Origin of the sequence: Streptomyces sp. Y1, assembly GCF_041053115.1 — a bacterium.
Taxonomy (GTDB): domain Bacteria; phylum Actinomycetota; class Actinomycetes; order Streptomycetales; family Streptomycetaceae; genus Kitasatospora; species Kitasatospora rubellomurina.
In genome coordinates, this window is record NZ_CP163445.1 from 7,834,631 (window position 1) to 7,859,942 (window position 25,312).

The window sequence follows — 25,312 nt, forward strand, 5'->3', positions numbered from 1 at the left end:
ATGCGCGGCCCTTCCTTTCGCGTGCGGGCCGTCCGCCGTTCGGCTCGGGCATCCACTGCGGTGTCAGCAGCACCGGCTTCCCCATGTCAACTCCCTACTTCACCAAGGGGTGGTAGCCGATCGGCAGACCGGCGGCGAAGGTGGCTGCCTGCGCGCCGAAGGCCGGCCGCATCCGGATCCCCTTCGTCGCCTTCACCGCGCGTTCCAACTCCTGTCGTGCGTCGGGGAATTCCGTGGCGGAGCGGGCGGTGCTCGTGACCGTCAGCGTCCACTCGACGACCTGAGCACCGCTCGCCGCCTGGTGGGCGGCCTGCTCGGCACGCTGGTAGTCGGCCTTCTGGCTCCACTTCGCCCGTCCTCGGACCTGCGCGGTCGCCTGCGCACGCTGCTCGGCATTGGAGATCTCGCGTTCGAGCACCGCCTCGCCCTCGTACGGGTCGAGCACCCGGTAGGACAGGGTCACGCGGCGTTGAAACCGCCCGGGGCTCAGGAGCGGCAGCAGCACGCTGTAGGGGATCGGGCGGCGCGGCATCTCCCGCAGCACCCAGCTCACGGACACCGCGCCGTCGTGGGCGTACGCCTCCCGCAGGTCGTCGGCGGCGACCGGGCCGCACTCCGCCCAGGACAGCTCGGCGAACTCCTCCTCCCTGGCGTTGAAAACAGACGGGTCGTAGGCCGCACGGACGATGCGGCGCAGGTCGGTGGGTGTGGTGCGCCGCACGATGTCGGTCCCGGTGCCGCTCAGGTCGAGTGTGTCGACCACCCTAAGGGCCTCGGCGACCTGCTCGGCCAGGTCGGTCGGTGGGCTCACACCCGTTGTCGGGTCGACGATGACGCTTATCCACGGTGCCACCGAGGCGGTGGCACGTGGTGTGGTGCGCACGAGTTCGTCGATCGTGTCCAGTGCCAGACGTGGGGCGTCCGGACGGCGGCGGGCTTTGACGTCGTCCGCGAGCGCTTCGCCGCCGCCGGGGGTGATCTGGACGGTGACGGAGGCGCCCAGGATCTGGTCGTCGGTGCTCATCGCGTCCAGGACCGCGCTCCAGGTGCGCAGGCCGGTGCGCACTGCGCTGGTGGTGGCCATGAGCGTCCCGCCGGGAGCGAGGAGAGTGGTGATGGTCATCGCCCCGGTGGACCTGTTGTGCACCACCCCGACCGGGCGGCCCGTGGTGGGGTCGTGGGCGGCGACCAGCACGGAGCTGGCTCCGACGCCGGGCAGGTCCAGGGCGTACGGCTGGGGGAGAAGGACTTGCCGGTAGGAGGTCGTACCCGCGCGGTTGGCACGTCGCCAGGAGAAGATCGCCCAGTAGTAGGCCAGCGCCGACATACCGTGACGGCGTGCGGCCGCCAGCCCGGCGAGGGTGAGGGTCAGCGGCACTGTGACGAGCAGGGTGTCCGGGTACCGGGCGCCGAGGATGCCGTCGGCGATCAGCACGAGGGCCGCCAGAATGGTGGCCTCCCGTGACATCCCGCCGAGCCCGAAGCTGCGCCGGGTGCGGAATCCCTGCACCCGCAGCCCGTCCGGGACTTCATGGGCCGTCATAGGCTGCTCCCTCCGTTTCCGATCTCTTCCGCGCCCTGTGGGACGGTCTGGCTGAGGCCGTCCAGGACCTGGATGGCGAGGCCTGCGCCTGTTGCGGCCCCAGCAGCCCCGGCGGCCGTACCCGAGATACCGGCGGTGCCCGCTTCGTTTTCGGTGCCTGCTGCTCCGGGGACACCGGCTGCGGGAGCTGCGCTGTCTCCCGGGGGAGTCGGGTTGGGGATCTGTCCGGCGCCGGTACGGGCGGCCTGGGCAAGCGCATCGCCGCCGTCGTCCTGACCTCCCTCACTGGTCCCGCTCTTGGGCATGGTCTGCGCGACGTGCTTGGCATGTTCGACGGCCGAGGTTGGTTCGGCTCCACCGCCGCCCGCGTCCCCGCCTCCGCCTCCGCCCCCGCCTTCGCTTCCGCGCTTGGCCATCGCGCCGATCGCCCCCACGGCCCCGATGGCGCCGGAACCGGCCATGCCGGATCCGAGTTCCTCGCTCAGCGAGGCGAAGATTCGGGTGAGCGGTCCGGGAGCGAGGATGCCGAGCAGCAGTGTGGCCAGGCCGCGCAGCCACGCACTGAAGCCGTTCGCCTTGCCGAACTCGGTGAAGCCGGCGCAGATGATGGCCGCGAGGATGGGCTTGTAGGCGATCCCGACGAGGATCGAGGAGATCAGCTTCGACATCCACTTCTGGGTGGCGTCGCCGCCGGCGCGTCCGGCTCCGGCGATCGGCAGCAGCAGGCACTGGATCGGGATCGCGCTGTTGCGCAGGAAGACCAGCATGAGCTGGATGAAGCCAACCAGGATGAGGACCACCGAGCCGCACACCACGATCACGGGATTCACGACTCCCTCCGGCACCATGGTCGTGATGATCTTGTCGAAGGCCGTCTTGTCGTCGTGGAAGACGCCTTGGACCAAGCCGTCGGTCAGGGCGTCGCCCGCCTCGAGCAGCAGTGCCACCAGCGCGACCCCGAAGATGCTGAGCAGCGCGTTCTGTCCCCATCCGGAGGCGGCGCGCCACAGGTGCTTGGCCTGGCCGGTGACGGCCATACGCCCGGCCTGCCACATGAATCCGAAGGCGGAGATGAGCACACCGAGCCACGCGAGCATCCCGGCCAGGACGGCGTTCCCGCTCCACAGCCCGGTGTCCTCGAGCTTCAGCGACGGGCCCTTCAGGGCGACCGTCAGGGTCGCCGCGATGAGCGTCTTGCACAGCTCGATGGCCGCCTTGAGCCAGTCGCCGATCGCGGACTTCCAGATCTTGTCCCACTCCTCCTTGACCGCCTTGTCAGCCGCCTTACCGGCCGAGTCGCACCAGTCGTTGTCGGTCATCCGCTCGATCATGCCGACAGCGGTGAAGCCGCAGCTGTACTTCACGATCGTCCCGACGACGCCGTCGTCCGCCGCGGCTGGACGTGCGGTGGCTGTGCCGGTGCCGAGCACGATCGCCAGTGCCAGGAACAGAGCGGCGATCCGGGCCCTCACGACGCTTGCCTGATCGCGGTCCAGCCGGCGGTGTTGAAGGCGGCGTCGCCCGGTGCGGCGATGGCCGGCTTCTGGCCGGCCTGCGCCGCCGAGTCCTTGATGGCTTGCCCGGACAGCTTCCAGTCACCGTCCTGCCAGACGGCGGCGAGGATGCCCATGCTGTAGACCGTCTTCGCCGGGACCATCTCCCCGCCCTTGTCGATGACGGTCATCAGCACGTAGGCGGCCACCTGTGTCGGGGTGACCCGGATGGGCTTGACCCCGATCATCGTGCTCCGCATGGACGCGCCGCTCGGTAGCGGCCCGGTGCCGGGCAATCCGAGGGCCTCTCGTGTCGCGGCGTCGGTTCGCTCTGCACCCTGGCGCACCTTCGCCTCGGCAGTCGGTGACTGGTCGGCGGGCACCAGGTAGACGCTGTAGACCTCCAGTTGTTGGTCCGCCAAGGTGGTGGACCCTTCGACGTCGATCGCGGAGGCGGCCACCATCATCCCGATAGCGCCCTCGGTGGTGTCGGGGAATCCGATCTCCCGCCCGTTCGCCGCCTTCCGTACGCCTCTTGGCGCGGCAAGCCACTGCTGCGGCTCGGTCCAGGTCGGCGGAGCGCTGTACGTGGGCGCCGGTTGCGGGGCGGTGGTCGCTGTTGGTGGCGCCTGCGACGACACCGTGTCGTGACGCTGCGGCGCCGGACCGCCGTCGTCGCCGACCAACGCCGCGTACCCGGTCAGCCCGAGCACGGCGGCCAGCATCGCGCCCGAAGCCCACATCACGACCTGGGACGGAGTTCGACTTCCCCTCGCCTTCACCATCCTCAGCCCGCGATGCCGTTGAGGATGGAGATCAATGACCCGGCCAGCAGAACGGCCGCGACTCCGCTGCCCATCCACTTGAACGGTTCGGACCCTCCGCCGTGGCGTGACTTGTCGGACATGGCAAGCTTCCACACTCCGACGCCGGCGGCGACGACGCCGGACAGGAGCAGGATCCAGAGGCCGTAGCCGAACAAGGTGCTGACCGTACCCTCCATCCCCGGGATCTTGGTCGGCTTGGCGCCGGGGATCAGCTGGGACTTGGGGTCCTCGGTGAGGAACATGTCGATCACTTCCCTTCGAGCTGAGCACGGAGCTTGGCGGCGGCCCGAGTCACAGCGGCATCGGTGAACGCGTCCTCCGGGCGCTCGACCGCCCGGAGCGCGGGGAGGTACGGGATGTGCACCGTCCCGGCCAGGCGGCCGCCCAGCGCGCGAAAGCGGTAGCGTGCAGCCGGGGCGGGCCTGGCGGGGACATCGGCGACCACGATGAGCCACGGCCGAGGGAGGCTGCCAGTGGGCCAGGCCCGGACGATCGACTCGACCAGCACCGAGCCGAAGGCGGTGCTCGGGGTCAGCAGCACCGGCTGGGTGCCGACCGGTACGGGCTCCCCGGGCTGCAGTCCGCCCGCCCGGTGGCCCCGGCCCTCCTCACCGTCGAGCATCCGCAGCACCACGGAGGCCGCGATGTCGTACCCGTGCACGGGCATCAGGCCGTACGTCGGTACGATGCGCGTCTTCTGAGCTGGTACCACCGGATTGAGTGTCACGTCGCAACCTCCACCTTCTGATTGCGTTGTCAGGTCAGCCCCACCGATCACGGGGGCATCGTGGTCGTTCGGCCACGTAGCGTAACGCCCTCGGTGGTGGGCAGGGTGCGCCCATGCGCCCATTCGGGCCTATCGACGTACGGCGCGCGGGAGGGTTCGGTGAAGGGGATCCTGGTCGCGGGCGGTGTGCTCCTCTTGGCTCTGCTCGCTCTGGTCGGCGTGATGCTGGGGCTGGTCCTGACCGCAGGGGTCGCCGAAGCGGACCGCACGTCCCTGACGGGCGTGCCGGAGGCCTACCGGCCATGGGTGATCCGGGCCGCCGGCGAGTGCCGCGAGCCAGGACTGACACCGGCCCTGCTTGCGGCCCAGCTGTCCGAGGAGAGCGGCTTCCGCGTCGACGCCCGCAGCTCGGCGGGCGCCGAGGGGCCCGCGCAGTTCATGCCGGGCACGTGGGCGACGTGGGGGCGGGATGACGACCACAGCGGCTCGGCGTCGCCGTACGACGTCGGCGACGCCGTGATGGCGCAGGGCCGGTACATGTGCAGCCTGCTCGGGCAGGCGGTGTCCTCCGGCTTCGCGGACGATCCCCGGCGCCTCGCGCTGGCCGGCTTCAACGCGGGATGGGCCGCGGTCGAGGGCAGCCGGGGTGTCCCGCCGTACGCCGAGACCCGGCGGTATGTGGCGGACATCATGGGCAACCTGAGCCGTTTTCAGGCGGGCGATTCGATGTCCCCGATCACCGGGACGGGAATCGGCCCCGAAGCCGTACGCAGGGCCGCCACCCAGCTCGGTGTCCCGTACAGCTACGGCGGTGGCAGCCCCGCTGGGCCGAGCCGCGGCCACTGCGACGGGGTCGGCGGATACCGGGACGGGCAGTGCCTGGCCGACACCACGGTCGGCTGGGACTGCTCGGCCCTCGTCCAGTACGCCTACTGGCCGGCGCGCCGACTTCCTCGCACGGCGGCCGAGCAGTACTCCGCCACGGCGGACCGTGCCGTGGCCCAGGCCGCCCTACAGGCCGGCGACCTGTTGTTCTGGCGGCACAGCGACGGCCACATCTACCACGTGGCGCTCTACCTCGGCGACGGACAGATGATCTCCGCGCCGAAGACCGGCGACGTGGTCAAGGTTGCCCGGGTCGGCGATATGCCGGCCGCCGATTTCGCAGGCGCCACCAGGCCGTAGGCGCTCGGCCTGGCTGACATCCCCTGTGGCGCTGCGGCGGTGGTCAGGCGGTGAAGCGGGGGTCTCGGGTTTCGATGGCCTGGACGAAGGCGGTCCACTCGGCCTGGTCGAACGCGAGGTGGGGTCGGTCGGGATTCTTGTCGTCGCCGACCCAGACGTCGCCGTTGTCGAAGCGTGCGATGACTACGCAACTGCCGTTGTCGTCACCCGAGAACGGGGACTTGACCCAGGTGGCAGAGGCGGGATCGTGGTCGTAGGGGTCGCGCTCTTCGTTCACGTCAACTCTTCCAACTTGCGTTCGAGGGCTGTGATGGTGTCCTCCGGAGACAGCGCGCACCGCTTGACGCGGGCAAATGCCCGTTCGGCTCGTCGAACATCGCGTCCCGTTCTACGCGGGAGCATACCGCCGACTGCTTCGACGAAGACGAAGCCCTCTTCGGGGTCATCGGGGAAGCGCATGAGGACAATCCCAGAGTTGAGAATGCCTTGCCGCCCGGCGCTCAGGGGAACCATGCGTACGGTGACGTGATGGTACTGGGCGACCTTGATCGTGTGGCGAATCTGGTCGGCCAGAACCTGCTGATCGCCGCCGACCAGAAGCGCCAACTCGCCGAAGTATGCCTCGAAGTTGAGTGCCGGCTCTTCGATCAGCCTCCGCTGGCGCAGCACGCGGACTTCAGCAGCGGTCTCGATCTGTTCCTCGCTGGGTGCGCTCAGGCCAGCCGCGATCATCTCCTTCGCGTAGCCCTCGGTCTGGAGAAGCCCGGGAAACGCGGACGGGAAGTACTCCTGCATGTGCGAGGCATCGGATTCCAGCGCGAGGTACTCGGCGAACGCGGCGGTGATCGAGTCCGCGAAGTCCAAGTTGCGCCACCACTGTTTGGTTGGGCCGTCGCTGAGCAGGCCCTCGAAGTCCTCGCGCTCCTGGCCCTCGATGCCGTAGTGGTCGAGCAGCATCTTCAGGTCGGCGGCACTGATCTGCTGGTGGGCGCGCTCGATTCTGCTGAGGCGAGCTGCGTTCCAGCCCTTCAGGCCCGCCGTCACCTCGGTCAAGGTCTTGTTGTTGTACAGCCGCCAGCTGCGCAGCTCGTCACCGAGGCGGATCTGCCTGATTGCTGACAGGTCCTTGCTCAAGTAGCGCCCCTCCTTCTGAGTGTGCGTCCAGTTTCGCCATGATGCGCCGGCGGCTCAACTCGTTTCAAGATCCACGGATTTGTTGTTCCGTTCGTGTTGCAGGTTCGAATTGCGATGCCCCACACTCAACGTGACCGCTTGAACACGCCGCAGAAGGTGTGGGGTGACTCATGTCCACCTTGCGTAACCCGGTCCTCCGAACCTGGGAGACCGTCCTCACCGAGCACTCGACCTCGGTCCGTACCGCCCGTCGCCTGATCCGCGAGCAGCTGAACTCCTGGGGCTGGAGCGGCGACCCCGTCGACGACCTCGTCCTCATCGCCTCCGAACTCGTCACCAACGCCGTCGTCCACGCCTGCCACGGGCAGGGTGAAGTCGGCCTCTCGCTCCAGGAGTTCGACGGCGACTGCCGGCTCGAAGTCCGGGACCCGCGCGGCGACCTCCGGGTCCGCCGCCCGCACCCCCGCCGGTTCACCGAAGGTGGCCGAGGGATCGAACTCGTCCGTCAGCTGGCGGTCGACTTCGGCGTCATCGTCCGCCGCGACGCCGGCAAGCGGGTCTGGGTTCGGGCCCTCCTCGACCCGGACAACAACCGTCCATCTTCCGGGAGTTGATCCCCATCAAGCTCGCCACGACGGCTGGGATCGCCATCGCCAGCCTCGCTCTCGCCTGCTTCGCCTCGGGCCTCGTCTCCCCGAGCGAGCCGGCGACCGCCGACGTCGTCTGGTGGACCACCCTGGCCGCCGCCCTGATGACCGGCATCAACCGCCACAACAACTCATCCGACGACGACGATTGACCCGAGGCGACACCATGACCAGCATGCACCCCGCCGCCATCGCCTTCCGCGACCCGGCGGCCCTCCGAGACCGCTGCGAGATCGGCGGCGTCCGGCTCCTCCGCGGCGACCCCGACCACGAATCCGGCGCCGTGCTCCCGACCGGCCAGTGGGCGCCGCTGTCGGAGGACCTTCCCGCACAGTGCGCGCCGTCCGTCTTCACCAAGGACAGCGGCCTGGTGGAGTTCTTCCGGGCCCCCGCCACCGTGACCGACGAGTACTCGCTCGCCGCCCTGGTCCGCGTGTTGGGCGACCCGCACCCGATTCCGCTCGGCACGACCGACGACCCGTCCGGCGAGCCCGTCACCCACCGCCTGCCGGAGACCGGCCTGCGCCCCGGGCTCCACATCGACAGCTACCAGAACCTCCCGTACCGGGAGCGTGACACCTCGCGCCGTCGCCTCTGCGTCAACCTCGGCCCCGGCGAGCGCTACCTGCTCCTCGCGACGATCAACATCAAGTCCATCTGCCGCACCCTGCACGACCACTACGAGACCCACCACCCGCACACCGACGACCTCCGACACTTCCTCGCCGGCGGCAGACGGCGGCTCGGGGTCCTGCGCATCCGGATCGAGCCGGGGGAGGGCTGGATCGCTCCGACCGCGATGCTCCCGTACGACGAGTCCACGGAGGACCAGGAGCTGCCGTCCGCCACGGCCTCCTGGCTCGGCACCTGGGAGCGCGGCCTCTTCGGGCCGTTGATCTGACCATAAGTCACCCTCCGTGTCCGTCCCCACCGGCGGGGCGGGCGGCAAACTCAGAGTTGTGCAATGTGGAGTGCGTCATGCCCGTGGGGCGTGAATGCGCATACGCGCGCCCCTCTGTGTGCCCCGCAATGTGAAGCAACGCTGCTCCGATCTCCACGTCAGCGCCAGATCCCCGGTTCTGTACACCTTCCTTCCTGCACTGAGGTACTTCGCCATGCTCGAAACCCGCCCGGCCGTTCGCCGCCCCCGCACCTTCGCCGCGCGGCTCGACTCCCGCACCGAATCCACGCCCCTCGCGCGGCACCTCCTCCGCGCGTACCTCGCCGCCCTCCCCACCGGCGACCGCTACCGCGACGTCGCCGAGCTCCTCCTCGGGGAGCTCTTCGCCAACGCCGTCCAGCACTCCGACGCGCCCGACGACTGCCTCATCGAGATCCGCTTCGCCGTCGTCAACGACCGCCTGCGCCTCGAAGTCCACGACGGCGGCAGCGGCCGCCCCACCCTCCTCCACACCGCCCCCGACGACGAACACGGCCGTGGCCTCCTCCTCGTCAACGAACTCGCCGAGCGCTGGGGCTGCTGCCCCCGCGCCGGCGGCATCGGCAAGTTCACCTGGGCCTTCGTCGCCCCCGCCTCCGCGCTCGCGGCCTGACAGGGAGCGCCCACCATGCGACTGGCCCTCACCGCCCGCCACCTGTTCGACACCGGCGCCACCCCCGCCGAGGCCTACGCCGCCCTTGCCCGGCGTACCCGCGAGCCCCTGCGCTCGGCCCGCGCCGTCTGCGCTGCCCTCGCGATCCCCTCCACCGAAACCGACCGCCGCCTCGGCGACTGCTACGACGCCCTGCTCGCCAACCCCCGCCCCGGCTCCGAGGACGACACCGGTGAACTCCTCGAAGCCCTCGGCGTGTTCGACGTCCCCAAGCAGCTCGACGCCCGCGAGCGAGCGATCATCGAGCTCTTCCTCACCGCCATCGACGCCATGGGCGCCATCCGCGCCGGCCACCAGCACGGTCTCGCCCGCTGGTTCACCACCGGCAACCTCACCGCCGCCTACCTCTCCCTCGCCGCGGCCCGACCCCTCCCCGCCACCGGCGACCCCGAGCTCTACTGGACCACCCTCGTCACCGCCGGCGAACTCCTCACCGCCGACCCCGCCCCGGACGTCCGCCTCCGCAACGCCCTCGCCCGCTGCCGCACCCGCGCCACCCACGCGACCACCGCGCAACCGTAGGAACCTGGCTTCGCGGACCTCCAACACACAGCTGGCCGACCGGCGATGTGCCGGTCGGCCAGCTGGCACTTCGGTTTGCCCAGGGCAGCGAGCTGGTTCTTCGACCGGCCCGCTTACCAGTGGACGTAGATCCCGACGATGTCGACCACGGTCAACAGGCGGACTTCGCGGAGCAACCCCCGCGCGAGCGGAGTCGACACGCAGGTCGGGTTGCCGACTATGTCAATCCGGGGTTACTCCCGCGGGCGGAGCGGACGGTTCGATGAGGATGGTTCCGGCCGGTTCCATCGGGCTACCTCTGCAGGGGCAGAGCGGATGAACTGGTTGCCGAGGGCCTGGCTGACGAGTACGGGGCACCTCCGCGCGGGCGGAGCAGACACCACGATCGGGCAGCTCGACGGAGTCGAGATCGGGTCACCTCCATACGGGCGGAGCGGATCTGCTGGGCGCCGCGAACGGCATCGTCACCTTCGGGTCACCTCCGCACGGGCGGAGCGGACGTCTCCTCCACCCACCACTCCGGGACGACGACCAGGTCACCTCCGCACGGGCGGAGCGGACCCATTCGCGTTTCCCGTGCGCATTCCGGGCGCCAGGTCACCTCCGCACGGGCGGAGCGGACGTGACGGCTGCCCAGCCGTTCCAGCACATCGGCAGGTCACCTCCGCACGGGCGGAGCGGACATCTCCGCGCTGTAGGACTTGCGGCCGGGAACCAGGTCACCTCCGCACGGGCGGAGCGGACTCGGCCAAGGGTGAGGCCATGGCCAACCAGAGCAGGTCACCTCCGCACGGGCGGAGCGGACCACCTGGACATCTACTTCCTCCACACCAACTCCAGGTCACCTCCGCACGGGCGGAGCGGACCTTTCTGACCTGCGGCGCAGCGGTGACTTTGCTGTTTCTTGACTGTGCTGGTGCCTCAGGTTCGGGGCTGCTGTTGCGGGAGGTGGTCCGGGTCATCTCCGCGCGGGCAGAGCGGACTCCGGGGGGGCGCCGATCCATTCGCGCCGTCCGGACGGGTCACCTCCGCGAAGGCGGAGCAGACTGCGCCATGTCGTCGCCGAAACCCGGCACCCAAGGGGCACTTCCGCGCCGGCGGAACGGACTCCAAACCACGCTGCTGCAGTTCGGCCGGCTAAGGGGCACCTTCGCGCGGGCGGAACGGACCCTTCGCGACCTGCTGCGCAGCGTGGTCCGTGTTGGTTCTTGACCATGCTGAAGCATCGGGTGAGGAGCTGTTGTGGTGTCAAGGAGCTGGCGGTTGATCCTAGTGGTGGGGTGTGACGGCGTCTTCTGTTCTGGGTTTGGGTCCCGGTTGTCAGTCCCTGGGTTTAGCGTCACTGGGTGGTGACTGACCGTGCTCGAGTAGGGGGGACCGCCCTGTGACGCGTCCGTCGTTTGATGTGGTTGTGAGGCCGTGGATCACGGCTCGTGTGCGTGCTGACCTGGCTCCTGAGCAGGTGGCCGAGTTGCCTGTGCGTGGTGGGCCGGGGGAGTCGGTGGTGCTGGGCCTGGGCGAGGTGCTGAGGTGGGCGCATCTGTTGGAGCACGTCGACTGTCCTGATCCGGCCTCGGAGTCGGCGCTGTTGCGGGTTCTGATCGCGCTGACGGCGAGGGTGACGGGCCTGGATGCGGCGGAGGACTGGGACGAGAACCGGTGGGACGTGCTGGAGGCCGGCCGTCTGGACCCCGGTCGGATCGCCGCGTACTTCGGCCAGTACGCGGGGCGGTTCGATCTGTTCGACGCGGAGCGGCCGTGGCTGCAGGAGCCGCGGCTGGCGGGGGAGTGCACGGGCAGCAGCGGGACCGGCCGGCTGGTGATGACGAGCCCGTCGGGGAACAACCACGTGTGGTGGCCGCTGGACAAGGGCGGGCTCGGCGGGCCGATTCCTGTGGAGACGGCGGCGTTCGCGCTGCTGACGTGGCTGTTCGCGGGTCCGTCCGGGACGGCGGCGAACCGGCGCCGTTCGGACGGCCGGAACAGCCACTACACGGTGGCCGGGCCGATCCGTGCGCTGGTGTCGTGGTTCCCGGCGGGCCGCAGCCTGGCGGAGACGCTGGTCCTGGGGGTGCCGTCGCCGGAGACCTGGCCGACGAACCCCGGGCGGGACGAGGCCCCGTGGGAGACCGAGCAACTGCCGGACCCGCGGCTGCCCGCGGCGCCGGTGGGGCCGGTGTCGCTGCTGACGGGGCGGGCCGCGCACGCGGTGCTGCTCAAGCCCGACGCCGACGGTGCGCTGGTGACGGACACGTGGGTGACGTGGGCGTGGGAGAACGAACTGCCGGAGGCCGAGGACCCGTACGTGATCCGGCGGGACGAGGGCGGTCCCGTGCGGGCGAACAGCGCGCGGGTGGCGTGGCGGGACCTGGACGCGCTGCTGCTGAAGACCGTGCCGGGCAAGACGCCGCGCTACCGGCCGGCAGTTCTGGCGTCGGTGGCGCGGCTGCCGCGGGCGACGGCGGCCGGTCTTCGCCTGCGGGCGTACGGGCTGCACCAGGAGCGGCGTGACCCGGAGACCGCCTGGTTCACGGCGGTGACGCCGCCGGTGCTCGGCTACCTGGAAGAGCTGGACGAGGACGGCGCGGCGGCGGTCTCGGTCACGCGTGCGCGGGCCGAGGGCACCGCGTCGGGGCTGGCGAAGGCACTGCGGGCGGCGTGGCAGGGGTTCAGCGGTGACAGCAAGGTGTGCCCGTGGGTGGATTCAGCGCTGCCGGTGTACTGGTCGGAGGCGGAGGCCGAGTTCTGGAGGGCGGTCGTCCCGGACGGTGACGGGGTGCGGGCCTGGCCCGCTTTCCAGAAGGTCGCGGTCCGGGTGTTCGACGCGGTGACGGAGACGGCCGCGCTCACGCCGCGCGGCATGCAGGCGGTGGAGGAGGCCCGGGCCGCGATGCTCAGGCCGCCCAAGGGCCGAAAGACGAAGCAGCAGTAGTGGTGCGGCGTCCGGGCGGTGAGTGGGCACCCGCAGCCCCCGGCCACCCCCTGAACGAGCAATCAGCCGGAAGGAGAAGGAGGAGAAGGAGAGGTCGTCTCTCCTTCCGATCTCCTCCCGTTCGCAGCTCCCGCCGCCGGCAGGAGCCTTTCCCCCTCAACCCTCACCGAGGTGACCATGTCCACCGAATCGCCGCCCGCGGCGGAACCGGACGTGCTGGAGCACCAGCGCGCGTTCATGCTGCACGTCCACCAGCAGTGCGCGACGCCCGGCGGGCGTGCCGCGGTCCGCTCGGCGCTGCTCGACCCCGGAAAGCCGTTCCGTGCCTACGAGTACCTCCTGGCCCGAATTCCGCGCTGGACGAACCGCGACACCGAACGCGCCTACGTGCTGACCGCCGGCCTGTACGCCGACCAGGCCCCCAACCCGCGCCTCGACCGGAAGCCGAAGCCGCCCGCGGGCCTGACCGGCCCGGTCGACGGCGACCGCTGGCGCAACCTCGGTTGGTCGCTCGCCCGCGCCGTGCGTACCGGCGTGCTGAGCGCCGACACCGTCCAGGCCCGGCTGCTGCTGATGTCCCGCCAGGACGCCGACGCGCTCACCCGCGACCTGCCGCCGCTCGTCGCCCGGCTGCGCGCTGGCGACGTCCCCGTGGTGTGGCCGCTGCTGCTGCGTGATCTGACCCGCTGGGTCGACCACCCGACCGACACCGCCCGCGCCTGGGCCCGCGCCTACTACCAGTACGACACCAACAGCACCGCCAAGACCGTCGAGGAGACCGACCGATGAAGCGCCGCCTGTACCTGGACCTGCACGTCATCCACTCCTACCCGCTGTCGTGCCTCAATCGCGACGACCTCAACATCCCCAAGACCGCCTTCTACGGCGGCGAGCAGCGCGGCCGGATCTCCTCGCAGTCGGGGAAGCGCCATGTGCGGGTGGAGGTGGAGGACCGGCTGGGGGAGTGGGCGGTGCGCACCAAGCGGCTGCCGGAGAGCATCGCCGCCGAGCTGGTGCGCGCCGGCGGGTGGGATGAGGAGCTGGCGCAGCGGGCGGGGCGGATGGTGGTCCTGGCGGCAGGGGTGAAGGGCGTGGCCGTGGACGGGGACAACGACACGAACAGCATGCTGCTGCTGCCGCGGGCCGGGATCGCGGAGCTCGCCGAGGTCGCGGTGGGGCAGCGGGAGCTGGTTGAGGCGGCGGTGGACAGGAAGAAGGAGGAGGTGGCGCAGGCGAAGCTGGTGAAGGCGGCCGGCGGGCGGGTGCTGGAGGTGTTGCGGGGGCGGACGTCGAGTATCGCGGCGTTCGGGCGGATGCTGGCGAACGAGCCGGGTTCGGCGGTGGCGGGTGCGGTGCAGGTGGCGCACCAGTTGACGACGCACGCGGTGGCGGTGCAGCCGGACTACTTCACCGCGGTGGATGACATCACGCGGGGTCAGGAGGACGAGTCGGGGTCGGCGCATCTGGGGACGGCGTTTCACACGTCGGGGACGTACTACCGGTACAGCTCGGTGAACCTGCCGGAGCTGGCGGGGAACCTGGGCGGTGACGGGGAGGGTGCGCGGCGTGTGGCGGTGGAGTTCGCGCGGGCGTTCGCGGTGGTGGTGCCGTCTGCGCGGCAGGGTTCGACGGCGCCGTTCACGCCGCCGTCGCTGGTGCACGTGGTGCTGCGCGGGGACCAGCCGGTGAACCTGGGCGGGGCGTTCGAGCGGCCGGTCGCGGCGGAGCGCGGCAGCGGCTTCGTCCAGCCGTCGATCGGGCGTCTGGACGAGCACGCCGGTGCGGTGAACGCCTTCTACGGCGACGGTGGTGTGCTGGCTCGTGCGTACACCGGTCTGGGCGTGGGCGCGGTGGAGCACCTGGGTGAGGACTCGGGCTCCCTCGAGAAGCTCCTGTCGACCGTCGACGTGGCGATCGGCGAGCACCTGTGAGGGGCGGTCTGCTGCTGCACCTGGCCGCGCCGATGCAGTCCTGGGGTAGCCCGTCGCAGTTCGGGACCCGGCTGACCTATCCGTACCCGACGAGGTCCGGTGTGACCGGGCTGTTCGCGTGCGCGCTCGGTCGCCCGCGTGGGGCGGACCTGGGGGACCTGGCCGAACTGCGGTACACGGTGCGCATCGACCGGTCGGGCCGGCTCCTGCGGGACTACCACACCGTCGGCGGCGGCTACCCGCGGGAGAAGACCGTGATCACCGCGGCCGGCGGGCGCCGCCAGTTGAAGGAGGCCACGCTTCAGTCCGAGCGCTGGTACCTGGCCGACGCGGCGTTCACCGTCGCCGTCACCGGCCCGGCCGCCACCACCGAGGCGGTGGCCGAGGCCCTGCGGCGGCCTGTCTGGCACCCGTACCTGGGGCGCCGTTCCTGCCCGCCGGCCGCCCCGATCCTGATCACCACCGTCGACGACCCCGCTGCGGAACTCCACCGCCTGCCGCTCCATCGCGAACCCGGCAGCTCTGGCGCCGTCGAGGTCGTCTTCATCCACGACACCGACCCCGGCACCGGCCAGCCTTCGGTCACCCAGGTCCGCGACCAGCTGCCGGCCACCGGCGGCCGCCGCTTCGCCCACCGCCCCCTGTGGGAGACCCGCCACCCCTTCACCGCCGACCAGCACGCCGGCACCGGCACCGCCTGGATCACCGCCCTCACCGCCTACACCCGCACCTGACCCAGCAGCACCGGCCCCGCCCACCGCGGGGGAGGACACCCCACCGGAGAGAGCCCGATGACCCACCTGACCCTGCTTCGCCTGGACCCCCGCTCCCGCGACGCGGCAGCCGACCTGCGCAACACCAGCCACATGCACCAGCGGATCATGAGCATGTACCCCGACGCCCTCACCAGCGGCGACGCAGCCCGACGCAGCCTCGGCGTCCTCTACCGGATCGAACGCACCCCCCACGAAACCACCGTCCTCGTCCAGTCCACCCTGGCCGCTGATCCCACCGTCCTGCCCGACCGCTACGCCACCGTGCAGCAGCGCAACCTGGCGCCACTGCTGGACTGGCTCGCAGACGGCCGCAAGATCCGTTACCGCATCGACGGATCCCCCACCCGCTCCCTGCGCGACGGCGCCCGCGACACCAACGGCCGCCTCAACCGGGGCAAGCCCGTTCCGCTGCACGGCAAGGAGGCGATCGCCTGGTGGGAACGCAAAGCCCGCACCGCAGGCCTCGACCTCGACGACGTCCTCGACATCCCCCAGGAACCCGCCACCGGCCACCGCGACACCGGGCCGATCCGCCACACCCTCACCCGCTTCGAAGGCCACGCCACCATCACCGACCACCACTCGCTCCGCACTGCCGTCACCAACGGCATCGGCCGCGGCCTCGCCTACGGCGCAGGCCTCCTCAGCATCGCCCCACACCAAGAGTAAAGAAATTGCCAAGCCGCCAGATCGTCGCAGGTCAGAAAGAGTCCGCTCCGCCCGTGCGGAGGTGGCCCGCCCCGAGGGCGTGGGCTCCCCCGGGATGTAGTGTCCGCTCCGCCCGTGCGGAGGTGGCCCGGCGACGGCGCCCGCGATGCTGCGGACGGTCGTGTCCGCTCCGCCCGTGCGGAGGTGGCCCGATCGCCGCCGACGCCGTCAACGCGGGCAAGATGTCCGCTCCGCCCGTGCGGAGGTGGCCCGGCGATGGGTGAACTGCAGTCCATCCAGGACAAGTCCGCTCCGCCCGTGCGGAGGTGGCCCGACCTTCATTTTGCGGATGTCAGCCGGCGCCATGTCCGCTCCGCCCGTGCGGAGGTGGCCCGATCAACACTTCGTCCCCCATGGCCAAGGGGGCGTCCGCTCCGCCCGTGCGGAGGTGGCCCGTCGTCGGCGCGCTTCTCGCTGTAGCCCTTGAAGTCCGCTCCGCCCGTGCGGAGGTGGCCCGCAGCCCGATCGCGTCGCTCTCGACCAAACTGTGTCCGCTCCGCCCGTGCGGAGGTGGCCCGAAGCGCCTCGCGGACGACTCGGAGTTCGAGCTGTCCGCTCCGCCCGTGCGGAGGTGGCCCGCAGTGGCGGAGAACGGGGACATCGTGGCCGCGAGTCCGCTCCGCCCGTGCGGAGGTGGCCCGCCGATCCCCCTCGCGCTGGAGCTGGCCGAGGCGTCCGCTCCGCCCGTGCGGAGGTGGCCCGATCGATCGGATTCTCGACGATCGCGCCGAAGAATCCGCTCCGCCCGTGCGGAGGCGGGCCGTCGACACTCCTGACGCCCCGGTGGCTCCCGGAGTTCGCTTCGCCCGTGCGGAGGTGGCCCGTACGGCACCACCGTGACCAACGTTGTGCAGCAGTCCGCTCCGCCCGCGTGGAGGGCTTCGGACTTCGCTGAGCTGGGGCCGTAGTGCGACGATAGTCTTGTTTGAGGGGATTTGGGTGTTTGATCCGCGAGTTACTGGTAAGCGGCGTGGCCTGACGGGTTCGTACCCGTTGGTGTGTCACCTGGCCGACGCTGCGGTGGTTGCGGGGGCGTTGTGGGATTCGTACCTGACGTCTTCCCAGCGGCAGCTGATCGCCGGCGGGTGGGGTGTTGACCTGGGTTGGGCGCGGCGGTTGGTGATGCTGGCGGGGGGTCTTCACGATGTCGGGAAGATCGTGCCGTGCTTTCAGCGGGGTGTCGAGGGGACGGCCGGGTTGCTGGCGGACCCGCGGTTTCCGGCGCCGGTGGGCTGGATGCACGACGAGTGGATCCCGCACCAGATGGCGAGCCACTGGGCGTTGCCGCAGGTCCTGACCGGGCTGGGGTGGCCGGAGGTCGAGCGGCCGTGGAAGTCGGTGGCGCACCAGCTCGCGCAGATCGTCGGCGGTCACCACGGTGTGTTCGGTGAGGCGTTGTCGCCGGTGGCGATGGCCGATCCGCTGACGGTGCTGCGCGGGCTGGGTGCGGATGGGTGGGCCGTGCAGCGTGAGGAGCATGTGCGGGTGGTGTCCGGGATCTGCGGGTCGCCGGGGGCGCCGCCGCGGTTGCTGCCCGCGGGGGCGGCGGTCGTGGTGACGGGGGTGGTGGTGCTGGCGGACTGGCTGGCGTCGAACACGCGGCAGGTGCAGGGCCGGCTGGAGGCGTGGAACGGTGACCTCGCCGCGCATGTGGCGAGGATCCGGCAGCGGGCGCCGTGGGTGCTTGCCCACGCCCAGTTGGCGGCGCCGGCCTGGAAGCCGGTTGCGACGTTCACCGACCTGTTCCCGGACATCACGGACCCGTACCCGCTGCAGGCCGATGTGGCCAAGCGGCTCAAGGACCTGGTGGACGGGCCGGGGCTGGTGCTCGTCACCGCGCCGACCGGCGACGGGAAGACCGAGACGGCGCTGTTCGCCGCCCGGGTCCTCGGCGCGGCAGCCGGAGCCGGCGGTCTGGCGGTGCTGCTACCCACGATGGCCACCACCGACGCGATGTGGCGCAGGGTGAGGAAGTTCACCGCCCGTGCCGCCGAGGTCGGCACCCCGGTGACGCTGCTGAACTCGATGGCGTGGCTGAACGAGGACTACGAGCCGGGCCGGGACGAGATCGTCGCGGACGGCTGTGTGTCGACGGAGGCCGCGGACTTCCTGCGCGGGCCGCACCGGGGACTGGCAGCGGGGGTCGCGGTGGGCACCTGGGACCAGGCGGCGCTGGCGGCGCTGCCGGTGCGGTTCAATGTGCTGCGGTGGCTGGGGCTGTCGGGGAAGACGCTGGTCATCGATGAGGCGCACAGCTACGACGCGTACGGGCACCGGCTGACGCAGCGGCTGCTTGAGTGGTGCGGCCACCTGGGTATCCCGGTGGTGCTGCTGTCGGCGACCCTGACCGGGCGGACCGCCACCGATCTCGTCGGCGCCTACCGGGCCGGCGCCGGCCACACGGAGGCGGTGCCGGTCGTCGCCCCCTACCCGGGCTGGGTCCACGTCTCGGCGGTGAGCGGGAAGGTCACGGCGCACGGGCCGCTCCCCACCACCCGGGAGCGCGAGGTCGTGGTCGACCACCACACCGTCCGGCACACCCACGACCCGGCGGTGGCCGGCGGGCGGGCCGCCCGGATCCTGGCGGAGCTGCAGCCCGCCGTCGCCGGGACGGGCTGCGCGCTGGTGGTGTGCAACGTCGTCGCGGACGCGCAGGCGACCAGGAGGCTGCTCGCCGAGCAGTGGGGTGAGGACGGTCCGCAGGTCGTGCTCCTGCACGCCCGGCTTCCGATGTGGCAGCGGATCGCGCGCACCGGCCTGATCGAGGGCATGGTCGGATCGAAGGGCACCCGCCCTGACAGGCCGCTGGTCGTCGTGGCGACGCAGGTCGTCGAGCAGTCCCTGGACTGGGACTTCGACCTGGTCGTCTCCGACCTCGCGCCGATGAGCCTGCTCCTGCAGCGTGCCGGGCGGTGCCACCGCCACGACCATCCGCGGCCGGCCTGGGCACCTGCCCCTCGGCTCGTGGTCGTGTCCCCGCCCGGCGGCCTGCCCGCCCCGCACTGGGGCGATGTCTACGACATCTCCCTGCTCCGCCGGACCTGCGACGCGCTACGCGCGCTCCAGTCCCCGATCGCGATCCCCGACGCGGTTCCCGCCCTGATCGCCGAGGTGTACGACGCGGCCTGGGACCCGGACCGGATGGATCCCGACGACGCGCAACGCCTGGCCAGGGAACAAGCGCAGGCCGCGGCCGCCGACGTGGTGATGATCCCGCCGCCCGGCCGGGTCAAGGACCTGCACCCGCTGACCTCCGCTCTGGACCCTGACCTCGCGGTGACCCGCCTGGGCGGCGATTCGAAGCGCATCCTGCCCGTCTGGCCGGGCGGTGACGGCGGCTGGACCTTCGTCACCGCAGACGGCCCGGCTAACTTGCCCCCCAGCCCGGGCAAGGACGACGTCCGCACCATCCTCCTCTCCACCGTCCAGGTCCGGTCGACCTGGCTGACCGGCGCCGGGTCGGAAACCCTGCCGCCGGCCTCGTGGCAGACCAGCCCCGCGCTGCGCGACGTCGTGCTGATCCCGCACGACGGGCGGATCGGCGGATGGCGTGCCCCGGACGGCCGGACGATCCGCCTGGACCCCGTTGACGGCATCATCCGCGGATAGCCGCAGACCCGGGCCCCGGACGAGGAGCGAGCAGGACGCCATCGAGGGCGGCCGCGCAGCCCTCGTCGTCGCCCGCACCACTCGGTCCGGAGCCACCGCGCGCGCAGGGAGCGACCCGACGTGTAGCGCAGGGTCTCGTCGTCGGCGAGGTCCGGCCTGTGCGCGCAGGTAGCGACGCATCTGCGAGATCGCGGACCTGCCCGACCTGCGGTCCGGCCCGTACGCGCAGGCACTGACCCTGCTTATCGAGGCTGTTCAAGCCGAGGTGGACGCGCTCCTCGAGCAGGACTTGCTGTGCCCGGTCTCGTCGAGCGGGTCGACGAGCGCCACGGTGTAGCGCCACGACCACCGTGGAAGGCGACTGCGCTGGCTTCGCGGCCCAGTCGCCTTCCATCGCATCTAAATCACCCGGTCCGAGCCGGACACCGTGTCGTGCCCGTCCCGGCCCGGGCATCGCCAGGAACGGGTACGCGCCGGGCACGGGTGGGATCGTCAGAAGTCGTTCTGGCCGTCCGTTGTGATCCGCGGGGACTGCACGGCGCCGTAGTAGCCGTAGTGGCCGTTGATCGTCGCCCAGAACCCGGCCTGGACTACGAAAGTGCCCGCAGACGGGTGCACCCAGCCAAGCTGGGGGCCTTGTACTCCCCGCCGGCGTGGTTCCAGCCGATGCAGGTGAAGTCGTAGGCCTGGCTCGTGGAGCCGTCCGGGGTTCACCCACAGAGCCTGGAAGCACACGTCGATGTTGACCCCGGACGGGTTGTAGACCCAGGTGCTGGCGAGGAGGGTGTCCCACCCGGTGTTGCCGTCGATGCTGGCGTAGACGCAGGACGCGATCTGGACGCGCGGCACTGGCGCATCGTGCTGGTGTGGGCAGACGGTGGCTACACCGGACGCCTGGTGGACTTTGCGCGCGACGCCCGGCTCGACCTCGCCCTTCTCGACACCGCGGGCGTCACCGGCCATCCGCGAGCCCAGGGCACCGCCCGGTTCCTGACCGCTCGGACGCTGGAGCGCGGCGACGGCTACGCGGCCCGCGATGTCCTCGCCCATCCGGCCGTCGCCGCCGCCCTCACCCTCGCCGAACAGCAACAGCTCGCCGAGAGCGTGTCCGCCTGCGGCCTGGACCAGGGCGGGCTACCGGCCGAACTGCACGAGACCTTCGGCGCCGCCCTCAACCGCGCCGCCTCGGCGCTCACCCGCATCCTGGCCGCCAGCCGATAGGGAGCGTATGGACTACAGCACTTGGCCCCTGGTCGTCGTCGTGGACGTGGAAGGCAACGGCGCCCAGCCGCCGGACCTGGTGGAGCTCGCCGCCGTCCCCGTGGTCAACGGCCGCCCGGTACCCGCCTCGACGCGCTCCGCCCTGATCCGACCGCCCCGGCCGATCAGCCCGATGGCTGTGCGGGTGCACGGCATCACGAACGAGGCCGTCGCCGCCGCGCCCACCTGGACTCAGATCGGCGAGCGGGTGCGCGCCGACCTGGAGGGCGCGTGGATCGCCGCGCACAACGCCCACGTGGATTACGGCGTCCTGTCCCGGCACCTGCCGGGGTGGCAGCCGGCCGGGGTGCTGGACACCCTGCGCCTGGCGCGCGCGACCTACCGGAAGGCCGCCGGGTACGGCCTGGACGCGCTGATCGAGCTGTGCGGCATCGACCTGTCGGCCGTCCCCGGGAAGCGCCACCGAGCCGCCTTCGACGCCCACGCAGCGGCCCTGCTGCTGATCCACCTCGCCGGGCACCACGCCACCTGGACCGCCCTGCTGGCCGCCGCCGTCCCGCCCGGACTGCCCGGCCACCGCCACCCACCCCGGCCGCAGGAGGACCCGACCTTGTGGTGAGCGGCCCGGCCCGAATCGAAAACGTGGTCTTCGACCCGGGCTCGCCGGGAACCGCCGAGAACCGCCGGGAACCTCCCGGCGCTTGGACGCGAAATCGAACAGGGAGCAGGATCAGCCGCCATGGAAGAGCTGCTGCAAGTAGCCAACTTGGTTGCTAATAAGCTGAATTCACGCTTCGAGGGCGATCCCGAAAAGCTCCGGATGCTGCAAGGGCTCAAGGTCCAGGAGGAGGCCGGCGAACTCGCCCAGGCCATCATCGGAGCGCTCGGACTCAACCCGAACAAGGGCCACTCCCACACCTGGGACCACGTGCGCGCCGAGGCGTGCGACACCGCCCTCACCGCCCTCGTCACGCTCTGCATGCTCGGCGGCGACCCCGAATGGTTCCTCACCGAGCACCTGAGCACCATCCGCACCAAGGCCGAGGGCTGGGAGGCCACCGCTTGACCACAACCACCACCGGGCCGGTCGCGGACGAGCAGCTGGAGTTCAGCGGCGACCGGCGCCGCGTCGAGGCCACCCGGGCCATCACCGTCACCGCGATGGCCCGCCGCCTTCCCCAGGTCGTCGCCCGCGCCTACGCCCTCACCTGGCGCATCGAACCCCGCTCCGCCGCGCTCCTGCTCACCTGCCAGATCCTGTCCGCCGGTCTCGGCGCCACCGGCCTGTTCGCCACCGCCAACGGCATCAGCGCCGTCTTCGCCGCCGGGGCGACGACCAGCCGCCTGACGGCGGCCCTGCCCTCCATCCTCGTCATCGCCACGACCGCCGGGCTTCGCCGCCTGCTCGGCATCGTCAACCAGACCATCACGGTGCGACTGTCCCCCCGCATCGCCCGCGAGGCCGAGGCGACGGTGCTGCGCGCCACCCTCGCCACCGAGCTGACCGCCTACGACCACTCCGGGTACTCCGACGACCTGGAGGCGGCCGACCGCGGCGCCGAGATGTGCGTCGAGATCCTGGGCGAGGCCCAGAACCTGCTCGCCTCGCTCGGCTCGCTGATCGGCGCGGCCTCCGTCATCGCCTACCTCCACCCGCTGCTGCTTCCGCTGCTGGTCCTGGCCGCGCTGCCGCAAGGGCTGGCCTCGGTGCGCGCCGCCCGGGTGCAGTACCTCGCCAGCCGAGACGCCATGGCGGATCGGCGGATCATGGCGAACCTGCGCTGGTACATCCACGTCAAGGCCCAGGCCGACCAGGTGCGCTCCGACACGATGAGCGGCTTCCTGATGGCCAAGTACGACCAGGTCGGCCGGCGCCTGGACCGCAACGCGAAGGACGCTGCCGCGGCGACCGCGAAGGTGTCCGTCCTCGGCGCGCTCGCCTCCGGGCTCGGCGCCGGGATCGTGTGGGCCACCATGGCGTGGCTGGTCACCAGCGGCCGGATGAGCCTGCCCCACGGCGGGGCGGCCGTCGTCGTCCTCACCTCGGTCTCCAACAGCCTGGCCGGGATCGTCGGCTACGGCGCCTACCTGTTCCGCATCGGCATGTACCTGGACGACCTCTTCGGCTTCCTCGACAACGCCGGAGGCTTCGCCCTGCGCACCGGCACCCACCGGCCCGCCCCGCCCCACCAGGTGACGGTCAAGGAGCTGACCTACTCCTACCCGGCCAGCGAGCGCACCGCACTCAACGGCGTGACCCTGCACGTCGATCGAGGGGAGATCGTGGCGCTCGTCGGGGAGAACGGCTCCGGCAAGACCACGCTCGCCAAGTGCCTCGCCGGCCTCTACACCCCGGAGCCCGGTGCCGGCGCGGTGGAATGGGACGGCACCGACACCCGGACCATGGACCCACAGGCGATGTGGGAACAGGTCGCCGTCGTCCCGCAGAACTACGCCCGCTGGCCCCTGACCGCCCGGGAGAACATCACCTTGGGCCAGCCCCACGACGAAGGAGAGGACGAGGCGCTGTGGGCCGCCGCCAGGGCCTCCGGGGCGGACGAGGTGCTGGCAGAGCTGCGCTCGGGCCTCGGCACGCTCCTCGCGGTGGAGTGGCTGGGCGGCGAGGAACTGTCCGGCGGCCAGTGGCAGCGCATCGCGCTGGCCCGCGCCTTCTACCGCCGGGCCGGCCTGCTGGTGATGGACGAGCCCACCGCGGCGCTCGACCCCCGCGCGGAGCACCGGATCTTCACCAACCTGCGCGCACTCGCCACTGACAAGGCCGTGGTGCTGGTGACGCACCGGCTCACCAACGTCGCCATCGCCGACCGGATCGTGGTCCTCGACCACGGCGAGGTGATCCAGTGCGGCACCTTCGAGGAACTGGTGGCCGACACCGGCGGCCGGTTCCGGGAGCTGTGGGACCTCCAGAACGACCGCGCGGGCATCCCCGCGCAGCGCACCCCGGAAGAGGAGAACGCGTGATCTCGTACCAGCTGCTCGCCGAACAGGCCCTGGCCGAGGGCGTCCAGAAGGTCGCGGCCGGAACGGTCGTCCGCGACCCGCAGGGCCGCCTCCTCATGCTGCGCCGCACGCAGGACGACGTGCTACCCGGCCTGTGGGACTACCCGGCCGGCGGGCTGAACGACGGCGAGGACCCCCGGGACGGTGCGATCCGGGAGCTCGCCGAGGAGACCGGCATCCACTGCCCCGACATCGAGTACGTGCGGGCCCTGGACTTCATCAACACCCGAGGCCGCCTGACCCGCCAGTTCGTCTTCACCTGCACCGTCCCGGACGACACCGCAGTGACCCTCTCCGAGCACGACGCCCACGGCTGGTTCCACCCGGACGAACTGCCGCCGACCAGCGACGGCTACCGCGAGGTGATCACCTGGCTCACCCACCGCCTCGCCGCCGGATGGCAGCCCGCCAGCCACTACCTCGCCACGATCGACCGGCCGATGACGTGGGCCTGCTTCCTGGTACGCGACCACGAGGGCCGCGTCCTCGGGATGCGCAACGCCGTGGACACCGAACGCTGGGACTGGCCCGGCGGGAACTCCGAGCCCGGCGAGTCCCCGTTCGAGACCGCGCTGCGCGAGGCCCGCGAGGAGATCGGCCTCGACCTGCTCGCCGAGAACCCCGACCCGGTCGGCCGACAGCGGCTGATCGCCGTCATCCACCAGCAGGCCGACCACATCCGACCCGTGGCGTCGATCGGCTGGGTCTTCGACGGCGGCACGCTCACCGGGGAACAGCAGACCCGCATCGTCCTCGACCCGGCCGAGCACTGCGAGCACCGCTTCGAGACGGACTACACCTGGCGCCACTACAAGACTCCGAAGGAGTACCGGCAAGACCTCCAGGTGCTGCGCGCCGCCCGCTCCGGCCGGGTGCTCTACATCGAGCGCCCGACCCCGCCCGAGCAGGACTTCGAAGGCGTCGTCGTGTTCGTCACCACCCCGGACGGCGAGCTGCTGCTGCACCACCGGGACGAGAAGGAGGGCATCGCCTGGCCCGGACACCGAACCCCGATCGGCGGGTGGCGGGAGGACGACGAGACGCCGCCCGAGACCGCGACCCGGGAGGTCTTCGAGGAAGCCGGGATCACCATCACCGACGTCCGGGAGCTGCCCGGCCCCCGCCACGAGCGCGTCTCGGCGATGACCCGCGTCCTGCACGCGGTGTACACCGGCCCGAAGGACGCGATCCGGCTCGGCGACGAAGGCGTGGGCATCGCCTGGGTGCCCTTCGCCGAAGTCACCGCGCTCCGGACCCCGCCGTACGTCGCCCACTACCTCGACCAGATCGGAGCCTGAACCAGGCTGCTCCCGTCAACATGTGTTGACGGGCGCAGCAGGCGGGGCCAACGGCCCTGATGTCGCCGAGGACCTGCCGGATCGTGGTGAACGGCCGGCGATGCCCGGGCCTTCGGAGGCGGCGA

Annotated in this window: 25 protein-coding genes and 2 CRISPR repeat arrays; of the genes, 17 read left to right on the forward strand and 8 right to left on the reverse strand. The window is 71.3% G+C overall.

The features are described 5' to 3' along the window. Positions 1 to 94 precede the first annotated feature (94 nt). From AB2U05_RS34100 to AB2U05_RS34120, 5 genes are all read right to left on the reverse strand, one after another. Positions 95 to 1,543 (reverse strand): SCO6880 family protein, encoded by a 1,449-nt coding sequence (locus AB2U05_RS34100; protein ID WP_369185362.1) that lies wholly within the window; start codon positions 1,541 to 1,543, stop codon positions 95 to 97. Then, positions 1,540 to 3,015, reverse strand: a complete 1,476-nt coding sequence (locus tag AB2U05_RS34105) for a hypothetical protein (RefSeq protein WP_369185363.1) — start codon at positions 3,013 to 3,015, stop codon at positions 1,540 to 1,542. Before AB2U05_RS34105 ends, AB2U05_RS34100 begins: the two co-directional genes overlap by 4 nt. Continuing rightward, positions 3,012 to 3,749: a hypothetical protein gene (locus tag AB2U05_RS34110; protein ID WP_369185364.1), complete on the reverse strand. Its 738-nt coding sequence runs from the start codon at positions 3,747 to 3,749 to the stop codon at positions 3,012 to 3,014. Before AB2U05_RS34110 ends, AB2U05_RS34105 begins: the two co-directional genes overlap by 4 nt. Before the next feature lie 74 nt (positions 3,750 to 3,823). Continuing rightward, positions 3,824 to 4,105 (reverse strand): hypothetical protein, encoded by a 282-nt coding sequence (locus tag AB2U05_RS34115; RefSeq protein WP_369185365.1) that lies wholly within the window; start codon positions 4,103 to 4,105, stop codon positions 3,824 to 3,826. Positions 4,106 to 4,110: 5 nt separating this feature from the next. After that, positions 4,111 to 4,575, reverse strand: a complete 465-nt coding sequence (locus AB2U05_RS34120) for a hypothetical protein (RefSeq protein WP_369185366.1) — start codon at positions 4,573 to 4,575, stop codon at positions 4,111 to 4,113. A 201-nt stretch (positions 4,576 to 4,776) separates the two neighbouring features. On the opposite strand from AB2U05_RS34120, the gene AB2U05_RS34125 reads away from it, so the two are divergent. Next, positions 4,777 to 5,775 carry a C40 family peptidase gene (locus AB2U05_RS34125; RefSeq protein ID WP_369186040.1) on the forward strand — a complete coding sequence of 333 codons (999 nt, stop codon included), beginning with the start codon at positions 4,777 to 4,779 and terminating at the stop codon, positions 5,773 to 5,775. Between the two features lie 43 nt (positions 5,776 to 5,818). On the opposite strand, the gene AB2U05_RS34130 is transcribed toward AB2U05_RS34125, so the two are convergent. After that, positions 5,819 to 6,052: a DUF397 domain-containing protein gene (locus AB2U05_RS34130; RefSeq protein ID WP_369185367.1), complete on the reverse strand. Its 234-nt coding sequence runs from the start codon at positions 6,050 to 6,052 to the stop codon at positions 5,819 to 5,821. After that, complete coding sequence (locus tag AB2U05_RS34135) at positions 6,049 to 6,909, reverse strand: helix-turn-helix domain-containing protein (RefSeq protein WP_369185368.1); 861 nt, start codon at positions 6,907 to 6,909, stop codon at positions 6,049 to 6,051. Before AB2U05_RS34135 ends, AB2U05_RS34130 begins: the two co-directional genes overlap by 4 nt. 170 nt (positions 6,910 to 7,079) lie before the next feature. Here AB2U05_RS34135 and AB2U05_RS34140 point away from each other — a divergent pair, with 170 nt between their 5' ends. The 11 genes from AB2U05_RS34140 to cas3 all read left to right on the forward strand — a co-directional run bounded on the left by AB2U05_RS34140 (position 7,080) and on the right by cas3 (position 19,647). Continuing rightward, on the forward strand, positions 7,080 to 7,523 hold the full coding sequence (locus tag AB2U05_RS34140) for an ATP-binding protein (protein WP_369185369.1): 444 nt from the start codon (positions 7,080 to 7,082) through the stop codon (positions 7,521 to 7,523). Continuing rightward, positions 7,520 to 7,708, forward strand: coding sequence for a hypothetical protein (locus AB2U05_RS34145; RefSeq protein ID WP_369185370.1), 189 nt, complete (start codon positions 7,520 to 7,522; stop codon positions 7,706 to 7,708). The genes AB2U05_RS34140 and AB2U05_RS34145 overlap by 4 nt, the downstream gene beginning before the upstream one ends. Before the next feature lie 14 nt (positions 7,709 to 7,722). Then, positions 7,723 to 8,457 carry a hypothetical protein gene (locus AB2U05_RS34150; RefSeq protein ID WP_369185371.1) on the forward strand — a complete coding sequence of 245 codons (735 nt, stop codon included), beginning with the start codon at positions 7,723 to 7,725 and terminating at the stop codon, positions 8,455 to 8,457. Between the two features lie 214 nt (positions 8,458 to 8,671). Beyond that, positions 8,672 to 9,109, forward strand: coding sequence for an ATP-binding protein (locus AB2U05_RS34155; RefSeq protein ID WP_369185372.1), 438 nt, complete (start codon positions 8,672 to 8,674; stop codon positions 9,107 to 9,109). A 15-nt stretch (positions 9,110 to 9,124) separates the two neighbouring features. Continuing rightward, positions 9,125 to 9,691, forward strand: a complete 567-nt coding sequence (locus AB2U05_RS34160) for a hypothetical protein (RefSeq protein WP_369185373.1) — start codon at positions 9,125 to 9,127, stop codon at positions 9,689 to 9,691. 290 nt (positions 9,692 to 9,981) lie between these two features. Further along, positions 9,982 to 10,557: a CRISPR direct-repeat array (repeat unit 27 nt; unit sequence GGTCACCTCCGCACGGGCGGAGCGGAC). Between the two features lie 611 nt (positions 10,558 to 11,168). Continuing rightward, a complete protein-coding gene (gene casA / locus AB2U05_RS34165) occupies positions 11,169 to 12,623 on the forward strand; it encodes a type I-E CRISPR-associated protein Cse1/CasA (RefSeq protein ID WP_369186041.1) in 1,455 nt (484 codons plus the stop codon). A gap of 177 nt (positions 12,624 to 12,800) precedes the next feature. Beyond that, complete coding sequence (gene casB / locus AB2U05_RS34170; RefSeq protein WP_369185374.1) at positions 12,801 to 13,412, forward strand: type I-E CRISPR-associated protein Cse2/CasB; 612 nt, start codon at positions 12,801 to 12,803, stop codon at positions 13,410 to 13,412. Next, positions 13,409 to 14,554, forward strand: a complete 1,146-nt coding sequence (gene cas7e / locus AB2U05_RS34175) for a type I-E CRISPR-associated protein Cas7/Cse4/CasC (RefSeq protein ID WP_369185375.1) — start codon at positions 13,409 to 13,411, stop codon at positions 14,552 to 14,554. The genes casB and cas7e overlap by 4 nt, the downstream gene beginning before the upstream one ends. Then, positions 14,551 to 15,288, forward strand: coding sequence for a type I-E CRISPR-associated protein Cas5/CasD (gene cas5e, locus AB2U05_RS34180; protein ID WP_369185376.1), 738 nt, complete (start codon positions 14,551 to 14,553; stop codon positions 15,286 to 15,288). The genes cas7e and cas5e overlap by 4 nt, the downstream gene beginning before the upstream one ends. 57 nt (positions 15,289 to 15,345) lie before the next feature. After that, positions 15,346 to 15,999: a type I-E CRISPR-associated protein Cas6/Cse3/CasE gene (cas6e, locus tag AB2U05_RS34185; protein ID WP_369185377.1), complete on the forward strand. Its 654-nt coding sequence runs from the start codon at positions 15,346 to 15,348 to the stop codon at positions 15,997 to 15,999. A gap of 40 nt (positions 16,000 to 16,039) precedes the next feature. Then, a CRISPR array of direct repeats spans positions 16,040 to 16,862; the repeat unit is 29 nt; unit sequence GTCCGCTCCGCCCGTGCGGAGGTGGCCCG. A gap of 115 nt (positions 16,863 to 16,977) precedes the next feature. Then, positions 16,978 to 19,647 (forward strand): CRISPR-associated helicase Cas3', encoded by a 2,670-nt coding sequence (cas3, locus tag AB2U05_RS34190; RefSeq protein WP_369186042.1) that lies wholly within the window; start codon positions 16,978 to 16,980, stop codon positions 19,645 to 19,647. Between the two features lie 492 nt (positions 19,648 to 20,139). On the opposite strand, the gene AB2U05_RS34195 is transcribed toward cas3, so the two are convergent. Beyond that, positions 20,140 to 20,496: a hypothetical protein gene (locus tag AB2U05_RS34195; protein WP_369185378.1), complete on the reverse strand. Its 357-nt coding sequence runs from the start codon at positions 20,494 to 20,496 to the stop codon at positions 20,140 to 20,142. A gap of 48 nt (positions 20,497 to 20,544) precedes the next feature. Between AB2U05_RS34195 and AB2U05_RS34200 the strand changes: the two genes are divergently transcribed. The 5 genes from AB2U05_RS34200 (at position 20,545) to AB2U05_RS34220 (ending at position 25,187) form a co-directional block, all read left to right on the forward strand. Further along, entirely contained in the window at positions 20,545 to 20,868 is a 324-nt protein-coding gene (locus tag AB2U05_RS34200) for a hypothetical protein (RefSeq protein WP_369185379.1), read from the forward strand. A gap of 7 nt (positions 20,869 to 20,875) precedes the next feature. Then, positions 20,876 to 21,487, forward strand: a complete 612-nt coding sequence (locus tag AB2U05_RS34205; RefSeq protein WP_369185380.1) for an exonuclease domain-containing protein — start codon at positions 20,876 to 20,878, stop codon at positions 21,485 to 21,487. A 120-nt stretch (positions 21,488 to 21,607) separates the two neighbouring features. Beyond that, complete coding sequence (locus AB2U05_RS34210; protein ID WP_369185381.1) at positions 21,608 to 21,934, forward strand: MazG-like family protein; 327 nt, start codon at positions 21,608 to 21,610, stop codon at positions 21,932 to 21,934. Continuing rightward, positions 21,931 to 23,850 (forward strand): ABC transporter ATP-binding protein, encoded by a 1,920-nt coding sequence (locus AB2U05_RS34215; RefSeq protein WP_369185382.1) that lies wholly within the window; start codon positions 21,931 to 21,933, stop codon positions 23,848 to 23,850. The genes AB2U05_RS34210 and AB2U05_RS34215 overlap by 4 nt, the downstream gene beginning before the upstream one ends. Continuing rightward, entirely contained in the window at positions 23,847 to 25,187 is a 1,341-nt protein-coding gene (locus AB2U05_RS34220) for an NUDIX domain-containing protein (RefSeq protein ID WP_369185383.1), read from the forward strand. The genes AB2U05_RS34215 and AB2U05_RS34220 overlap by 4 nt, the downstream gene beginning before the upstream one ends. Positions 25,188 to 25,312 lie beyond the last annotated feature (125 nt).

Coding starts and splice junctions, on each gene's coding strand:
- AB2U05_RS34100 (WP_369185362.1), bottom strand. CDS start 1,543: ATGACGGCCCATGAAGTCCCGGACGGGCTGCGGGTGCAGGGATTCCGC.
- AB2U05_RS34115 (WP_369185365.1), bottom strand. CDS start 4,105: ATGTTCCTCACCGAGGACCCCAAGTCCCAGCTGATCCCCGGCGCCAAG.
- AB2U05_RS34140 (WP_369185369.1), top strand. CDS start 7,080: ATGTCCACCTTGCGTAACCCGGTCCTCCGAACCTGGGAGACCGTCCTC.
- AB2U05_RS34150 (WP_369185371.1), top strand. CDS start 7,723: ATGACCAGCATGCACCCCGCCGCCATCGCCTTCCGCGACCCGGCGGCC.
- AB2U05_RS34155 (WP_369185372.1), top strand. CDS start 8,672: ATGCTCGAAACCCGCCCGGCCGTTCGCCGCCCCCGCACCTTCGCCGCG.
- AB2U05_RS34160 (WP_369185373.1), top strand. CDS start 9,125: ATGCGACTGGCCCTCACCGCCCGCCACCTGTTCGACACCGGCGCCACC.
- casB (WP_369185374.1), top strand. CDS start 12,801: ATGTCCACCGAATCGCCGCCCGCGGCGGAACCGGACGTGCTGGAGCAC.
- cas7e (WP_369185375.1), top strand. CDS start 13,409: ATGAAGCGCCGCCTGTACCTGGACCTGCACGTCATCCACTCCTACCCG.
- cas6e (WP_369185377.1), top strand. CDS start 15,346: ATGACCCACCTGACCCTGCTTCGCCTGGACCCCCGCTCCCGCGACGCG.
- AB2U05_RS34205 (WP_369185380.1), top strand. CDS start 20,876: ATGGACTACAGCACTTGGCCCCTGGTCGTCGTCGTGGACGTGGAAGGC.
- AB2U05_RS34210 (WP_369185381.1), top strand. CDS start 21,608: ATGGAAGAGCTGCTGCAAGTAGCCAACTTGGTTGCTAATAAGCTGAAT.